This window comes from Nesterenkonia haasae, from assembly GCF_010119385.1.
GTDB lineage: Bacteria > Actinomycetota > Actinomycetes > Actinomycetales > Micrococcaceae > Nesterenkonia > Nesterenkonia haasae.
Window position 1 is genome coordinate 136,373 of sequence record NZ_VFIE01000022.1, and the last position, 7,249, is coordinate 143,621.

The 7,249-nt window shown below is 60.7% G+C and carries 8 protein-coding genes and 1 other RNA gene; 2 read left to right on the plus strand and 7 right to left on the minus strand.

The features are described 5' to 3' along the window. Positions 1-81 precede the first annotated feature (81 nt). Positions 82-455, plus strand: a transfer-messenger RNA (tmRNA) gene (gene ssrA / locus FH975_RS11260). Between the two features lie 123 nt (positions 456-578). Then, on the plus strand, positions 579-1,070 hold the full coding sequence (locus FH975_RS11265) for a methylated-DNA--[protein]-cysteine S-methyltransferase (RefSeq protein WP_153078499.1): 492 nt from the start codon (positions 579-581) through the stop codon (positions 1,068-1,070). Here FH975_RS11265 and FH975_RS11270 read toward each other — a convergent pair. From FH975_RS11270 to FH975_RS11300, 7 genes are all read right to left on the minus strand, one after another. Beyond that, positions 1,036-2,610: a DNA-3-methyladenine glycosylase 2 family protein gene (locus FH975_RS11270; RefSeq protein WP_162321409.1), complete on the minus strand. Its 1,575-nt coding sequence runs from the start codon at positions 2,608-2,610 to the stop codon at positions 1,036-1,038. The two genes, FH975_RS11265 and FH975_RS11270, sit on opposite strands and share 35 nt — an antisense overlap. A gap of 66 nt (positions 2,611-2,676) precedes the next feature. Beyond that, positions 2,677-3,180 carry an SsrA-binding protein SmpB gene (gene smpB, locus FH975_RS11275; RefSeq protein ID WP_153078497.1) on the minus strand — a complete coding sequence of 168 codons (504 nt, stop codon included), beginning with the start codon at positions 3,178-3,180 and terminating at the stop codon, positions 2,677-2,679. A gap of 50 nt (positions 3,181-3,230) precedes the next feature. Next, entirely contained in the window at positions 3,231-4,148 is a 918-nt protein-coding gene (ftsX, locus tag FH975_RS11280; protein WP_162321410.1) for a permease-like cell division protein FtsX, read from the minus strand. After that, complete coding sequence (gene ftsE / locus FH975_RS11285; RefSeq protein ID WP_162321411.1) at positions 4,145-5,293, minus strand: cell division ATP-binding protein FtsE; 1,149 nt, start codon at positions 5,291-5,293, stop codon at positions 4,145-4,147. The genes ftsX and ftsE overlap by 4 nt, the downstream gene beginning before the upstream one ends. Positions 5,294-5,314: 21 nt before the next feature. Continuing rightward, on the minus strand, positions 5,315-6,427 hold the full coding sequence (gene prfB, locus FH975_RS11290; RefSeq protein WP_162321412.1) for a peptide chain release factor 2: 1,113 nt from the start codon (positions 6,425-6,427) through the stop codon (positions 5,315-5,317). 38 nt (positions 6,428-6,465) lie between these two features. Then, positions 6,466-6,612 carry a hypothetical protein gene (locus FH975_RS11295; RefSeq protein WP_162321413.1) on the minus strand — a complete coding sequence of 49 codons (147 nt, stop codon included), beginning with the start codon at positions 6,610-6,612 and terminating at the stop codon, positions 6,466-6,468. Positions 6,613-6,907: 295 nt separating this feature from the next. Further along, complete coding sequence (locus FH975_RS11300; protein ID WP_328821868.1) at positions 6,908-7,240, minus strand: HNH endonuclease signature motif containing protein; 333 nt, start codon at positions 7,238-7,240, stop codon at positions 6,908-6,910. Between the last annotated feature and the right edge of the window lie 9 nt (positions 7,241-7,249).

Consider the following 7,249-nt stretch of genomic DNA (forward strand, 5'->3'; position numbering starts at 1 on the left):
GGAATGGTGGCGAGCCATTCTGTGTTGCGATAGACTGATACACCCGCTACTGGCGGGGGTACGAGTTTGATAACTCCATACGGGGACGATCGGTTTCGACGATCTGAGGTGATCGTGGAGAAGCGTGTCGTGGACGCCAAGTGACCACGTAAATACCCCTTGCGCAACCCAATAAGTGCCGAATCTAAGCGCACTGACTTCGCCCTCGCTGCATAAGTAGCGACGCGAGTCTGTCAGCCTGAGTTTGCCATCGACTCAGTGCCTGGCATCAGCTAGATGGCCAATGGAGTGCTCTTCTCGCCGCAAGGAGAGTACTCGACACTAAATGCGGCTGGGTCCGTCAGGTGCTTGTCCGTGAGACACCTGGGACCGAGTAACACGCTCAGCGGACTACACACGTAGAAGTCCACGAAAATCCAGATCGGACGCGGGTTCAATTCCCGCCGTCTCCACAAACTGCCCGAGCGGGTTCGCCTGCTCGGGCTTTTTTGTGCCCCGGTCACGGAGATTTTTCAATGTCACAGGGTCAGGTCCGATTCCCGCTAGACTCCAACCGCCGGAAGCGGTGGAATAAGAGCATGCACATTACAGTCGCCACACCGGATGGACCCTTCACGATCATCGCCGATGACCACTACGTGCTGGCCTCCGGTTGGACTAGCGATCCCGCGGCCCTGAGGGCGCTCATTCACCCCGAGCTGCGTGTCCGCGTCAATTCCGCAGACTCAGACCGGGTGCTGACCCAGGCGCAAGAGGCCGTGCAGTCATATTACGGCGGGCATGTGGCAGCGCCGAGCGCCGTGCCCGTCCGGCAAAAGTCGGGCCCATACCGGGAGCACGCCTGGGATACGCTCCGTCAGGTAGCACCTGGCGCGCCCGTGACGTACGCAGAGTTCGCGCGGCGTTCGGGAAGCGCGGCTGCCGTCCGCGCGGCTGCTGGAGCCTGCGCTAAGAACGCCGCAGCACTTTTTGTGCCCTGCCACCGTGTCATGCGCACAGATGGCACGCTTGGCGGCTTCCGCTATGGTCTTGACCTCAAACAGAGCCTGCTGGACCGAGAGGGTCGCTAGTAGCTGCTCGCCACAGGTGCATGGCGGCGTAGGAACGCCAAGGTGCCCATCGCTGGGCAAGCTCCTCCAGCTCCAGATGCGCCCTTGCCGTTGAGGTCCCCTCCGCGACAAGTCCCAACCTGCGGGCACCAGCCACCAGGGCGACGTCGCCCGTCATCCAGTCATTGGGGTCTCCCAGCACCCGGAGCGCCAGGTATGCGGCAGTCCACTGCCCGATCCCGGGAAGCGCGAGCAACTGTTCCCGCATCTGGTCCGGGTGGACTCCCGGGTGGACATGCAATGACCCTTGTGCCAAGACCTGAGCAGCTGCCCTGACGGTTCGGATTGACCGTCGGGGCAGGCGAAGTGGACGATCCGGGTCCAGTGGGCCTTCCAACGGCGGATCGGGTACCGACGCTACGATGTCCTCGGGTGCTGGAAACAATCTGTTGAGCCCGTCGAACGTTGAATCCACTGGCGTGCCGAGCAGCTGCGCCAGCCGGCTCAGGTGCGTCCGTGCCGCCTTAACTGATATCTGCTGGCCGACCACTGCTCGGACCACGTATTCTTCGGCCTCGGCTGTCCCCACCAGTCTCGTCCCCGGAACCTCAGCCACGAGCGGCCTCAACACATCGTCCTGACTGAGCGCGGAGTCCACCGCGGCCGGGTCAGCATCCAGATCGAACATCCTGCGGATCCGCGCCAGAACGACGCCGACATCCGCCAGAGAGCCCACTTCACACCTCATGGACAACCGCCACTCGCCCGCCCCATCGGCAACTGCAGTGACCTCCACAGCTCCGGGCCCATGGGGCAGCCGCAGAGTGCGCCCATAGCGGAGGTGCCCACTTTCAAGATGTGTCGATTCCACCCCAGACAGAGTGCGCTCAGCCAGAAACCGGAACACACCTTCGGCGTCGAAGGGTTGGCGGACCGGGAGCATGAGCTGCAGCTGAAGCCGGGACCCCTCGGGTCCGCGAGTTAACGCGGAGCGGCCTGCCTTCTGACGAATCTCTGTGGGCGTTACTGCATAGACCTCACGGATGGTGTCGTTGAATTGGCGTACCGAGCCGAACCCGGCGGAGAACGCGATATCAGCAAGTTTGAGGTCCGAACTGACCAGCAGATTCCTAGCGATCTGGGCCCGATGCGCCCTAGCCAGAGCTGCTGGGCCAGCTCCGAGTTCAGCGACGAGTGTGCGGTGAATGTGCCTGCTGCTGTAACCCAGCTGACTGCTCAGCGCATCAACGTTCCCATTGTTCAACGCCCCTTCCCTAATGATCCGCATTGCTCGGCCTGCTAAGTCCTGACGCAGGTTCCATTCGGGGCTTCCCGGGGACGCCTCCGGCAGGCAGCGTTTGCAGGCGCGGAAACCAGCTTCATGAGCTGCCGCCGAGGTGGAGAAGAACTGCACATTGGATGCCTTGGGCGTCATGGCCGGGCACGAAGGCCTGCAGTAGATGCCGGTTGTCTTCACCGCCGTGAAGAACTGGCCGTCGAAGCGGCGGTCCCTCGACTGCACCGCTCGGTAACGTTCATTGGCACTGATCTGGGCATCCATAGGGACATTCCACCCTGACCCACACCCTGTGTCTAGCGGTAATCGGACACGGCATTTTGCTGGGGGTCAGAGAGAAGCTTGGCGGTTCTTGACCCGCATGGCCCGCTGCGCCTCGCGGTTATCCTGTTTCTCACGCAGCGTGTGCCGTTTGTCGAACTCGCGCTTACCCTTGGCGATGCCGATCTCGGCTTTGGCTCGGCCGTCCTTGAAGTACAAGCGCAGCGGGACGATAGTCAGGCCTGGGTCTTCAACCTGCCTAGAAATCTTGATGAGCTCTTTGCCGTGGAGCAGGAGTTTCCGTTTCCGCCGGGTGGCATGGTTGGTCCACGTTCCGTTGAGGTACTCAGGGATGTGCACCTGCTCCAGCCACAGCTCGTGTCTGCTGTCGAAGGCAGCGAATCCGTCCACCAGAGAAGCTTGTCCTTCGCGCAGTGACTTCACTTCGGTGCCGGTGAGGACTATTCCCGCCTCGTAGGTGTCGAGGATAGTGAAATCGTGGAAGGCACGCCGATTTCGGGCAATAGTGTGATTCTTGGGGTCTTTGACCTCAGGCTTCTTCTTCTTCGCCACAGTGCACCTCCTCTTCCATGGGTCTCGGCACCAACAAAGTCAGCCTTCTACTATACCCGCAGGTGCTTCCGGACTGTCACCCAGGACGATAAACCGGCCAGGAGGACAGCAGCCAGCACCAGGCCGGGCATCACGATCCATGATTCTGCAGCTCCGATGAACACGATCCCCGTGACCTGCTGGGCCAGCCACTGACCGATCAAAAACTCTGCGACCACCCAGGTGGCGCCACAGGCTAAGAGTGACCCGGCCAGAGCGGCGATAATTCCCTCGAAGATAAACGGAGTGCGAATCATGGATTTGGACGCCCCCACCATGCGCATGATGGAGGTTTCTCTGCGGCGGCTGAACGCTGAGAGTCTGATGGTCGTAGAGACCAGCAGCACAGTGCATAGAATCATCACCCCGGCGATGATCAGTGCTACGACGGTGAGCCCGTTGAGTATGCCGAATATTTGGTCCAATACGGCCTGCTGGTCAGCCACGTTTTCCACTCCGGGGACGCCGGCGAACAGCTCATTGACGATCCCGAAGTCCTGCGGGTTCTCCAGCAGGATCCGGAAGGATTCGGTCATGTCTTCCGCTGTCACATTGGCTGCTCGCACGCTGTCTTCGCGATCAGCTAGGAAGTTCTCCAGCGCCTCCTCCTGGGTTTCATACCGGTAGGAGTCGACATACTGGTTGGCGGCACCAGTGTCGAGCATCTCTTCGATGGAGTCCCTTTGGGATTCAGTGACCGGACCAGTGGGGCAGGAAGCTTCTGCCGATGATTCGGTGCAGAGGAAGACAGAGATCTCCAACCGGTCATAAAAGTCCTCGGTCATTTGGTTGACCTGCAGCTGCATCAGGGCGGCGGTGCCCACGAAGGTCAAGGAAATGAACGTCACCAGCACCACGGAGGCGACCATTGCCACATTCTTGCGCAAGGAGCTGAGGGTCTCTCCCAACTGGTACATCAGCTGGCTCATTGCTTCCTCCTGCCGAAAATACCCCGAGGTTTGGAGGCCCTGAGCTGATCTGCGGTGTGCTGGGTGTCCGCATAGGTGGACTCCGCGGCTGATGCCCGCGGACGGGGAACATGGGGGCGTTCAGAGTTTCGGGGCCCTTCCGGGGACGGCAGTGCAGAGGGCTCAGTCACCGGCTCTATAGTGTCTGTGGCCTCGTCGTCGTCAAAGTCCGGAACTGCTGCAGCGTCCACCTCTGCTCGGGATTCCTCGGGTTCAGCCTCGTAGTGCTGTGGGTCATCTTCCGGGAAGGTGACCTGATATTCGCGTACCCGAAAACCTGGTTCTTCCTCTTCTTCAGGTTCGCTGGGCTGGTCGTGGGCGACGGTTGGCACGGCTTGAGTGACCATAGGCATGGGATCAGATGCCTGAAGCCCGGTTTCTTCGAGTTCGGAGGACAGCACCTCCCAGGCAGGTGAACCCACCGGCGGATCGTAGGACCCGTGCTGCTCATCGCGTACCAATCGACCCTTGTGCAGCTGCACCACGCGGCGTTGAGTCTGATCGACGATCGCCCGATCGTGGGTGGCCATGACTACAGTGGTGCCAGCGGCGTTGATCCAGCGCAGAATCTTCATGACTTCTTCGGACGCGCGAGGATCTAGGTTCCCAGTGGGCTCGTCGGCCAGCACAATCGCTGGCTGATTGACGATGGCTCGCGCGATGGCAGCTCGCTGCTGCTCACCGCCGGAGATTTCGTGAGGATAGCGGCGGGCCAGATGGTCCAGTTGCACCCGTTCGAGGGTTTTCATGACCTGTTTCTTAATGTGCCCACGCGGTGCGGCGATCACTCGCATCGCAAATGCGACGTTTTCGTAGATGGTTTTGTCAGGCAGCAGTCGGAAGTCTTGAAAGACCATGCCGATGCTGCGCCGGTAGTGCGGTACTCGGCGCTCAAGCATCAGCACTAGGTTTTGCCCGGCGACTGTGACCTTGCCTTTCTGCGGCAGGCCTTCACGGAGGATCATGCGCAGCAGGGTGGACTTTCCGGATCCTGAGGCACCGATGAGGAAGACGAAGTCTCCGCGATTGAATTCCACGGAGACATCGTCAAGGGCCGGTTTACCTCCGGAGCGGTAGGTGCGAGTGACGTGTTCGAAGCGGATCATAGGGGAAGTCAGCCTTGAATGTCAGCTGGTGGAGGAGCCTTGAGCGCGCCAGCGGATGCCGGATTCGATGAACCCGTCGAGGTCCCCGTCGAACACTGCTTGGGCATTGCCAACTTCGTGGCCGGTGCGGAGGTCTTTGACCATCTGGAACGGGTGCAGAACGTAGGAGCGCATCTGGTCACCCCAGCTTGCTTTCACATCGCCCTTCATCTCGTTCTCCTGAGCCTTTTCCTCTTCTTTTTTCTTCAGCAGAAGCCTGGACTCCAGGACACGCAGCGCGGCGGCCCTGTTCTGGATCTGGGACTTTTCGTTCTGCATGGACACTACGATCCCTGAGGGAAGGTGGGTGATGCGCACTGCCGAATCAGTGGTGTTGACGGATTGTCCGCCGGGCCCGGAGGACCGGAAGACGTCGATCTTGAGATCGTTTTCGTCGATGTCAATGGACTCGGTTCCTTCGAGCAGCGGGATGACTTCCACGGCTGCGAACCCGGTCTGGCGACGTCCCTGGTTGTCGAAGGGGGAGATTCGCACCAGCCGGTGAGTGCCTGCCTCCACCGACAGTGTCCCGAACGCGTAGGGTGCTTGGACTTCGAAGGTGGCGGACTTGATGCCGGCTTCCTCTGCGTAGGAGGTGTCGAGGATTTTGACGTTCCAGTCGCGGCGTTCAGCCCAGCGCGTGTACATGCGCAGTAACATCTCGGCGAAGTCTGCGGCGTCCACTCCCCCGGCCCCTGAACGGATGGTGACCACGGCGTCGTACTCATCGTATTCACCGGACATGAGAGTGACGATCTCCAGCGAGGCCAAGGCTTTGCGGATGGAGATGAGTTCTGCGGTGGCCTCGGCAGCGGTATCGGCGTCGTTTTCCTCCGCGGCCATCTCTGCCATGACTTCGGCATCTTCGATGCGCGAATCAAGGGACCGAACGCGGTTGAGTTGGGCCTGCTTGTGGCTGAGCTGGGAGTTCACCTTTTGGGCGTTCTCTTGGTTATCCCAGAGGTTGGGGTCGGCGGCCTCCTGCTCGAGGTCGGAAACCTCAGCAGTAAGGGCGTCGACGTCGATGACGTCGGTAATGCGCCGCAGGGTGTCGCGCAGTTCAGCGAGCTCGGCGGGAAAGTCTGTTTCTGCCATAACGTGTCTACAGTACCGGGCTCACCGGGTTGGAGGTGTCAGGCAGAGCCGTAGCGCGACCTCATCAGAGACGGACGTTCATCACAGGCTTGGGCGTCTCGCCGGCTGACCCACAGGGTGAAGGCAACGGCGATCAGTGCTGCGAGGCAACCGTGGCCCCACACCAACGCTGAGATCAGTGTCATCTCGAGGACTGAGACGACGGACGCATGATTGTGGGGGAAGGAGGTCTACACATAGGAGACCACTGGTCCCGAGACACATCCGAGCAGCGCGAGTGAGCTCACGTCATGAGCACGCCAGTGACGTAGGGCGCCGGTTGAGCGACGAAGAGGACGAGCCCCGACGGCAAGGCAAGGGCCCAAGCGGGCAATCGGCGACTTTTTACCTCGCACCTCTCATGACCAGAGTCAGCCTTCTTAGACCCAGCTTATGGAAGGAACCACCCGGCGTCACAGCATCACTTCTTCATCAGGGTGGCTAGTATTTGATGGGTATTGAGGCCCATATCATGGTCGCTCTCACCTGGGCAGTCTCTGTTGGGGCAGGCGTGGGTCGCTTCTGGGTGGAGTGTTGATGGTGTCTGGTTGGCGGTGGTCTATGCCGTGGTGGGGACTGTGCACGATTTCCCCTAGTGGGTGGGGGTGGGGTCAGGTGGCCGTGGGATTTCATTCGGTGATGCCTCCGGCACAGCGCCCAGAGGTTCTCCCCGGTGGTTTCCCCACCTGCTTCCCAGGGGTGTTGGTGGTCGATATCGCAACACTGCGCGGCCACCGTGCACCCCGGGGCCTGACAGGTCCCATCACGGAACACCAACGCATC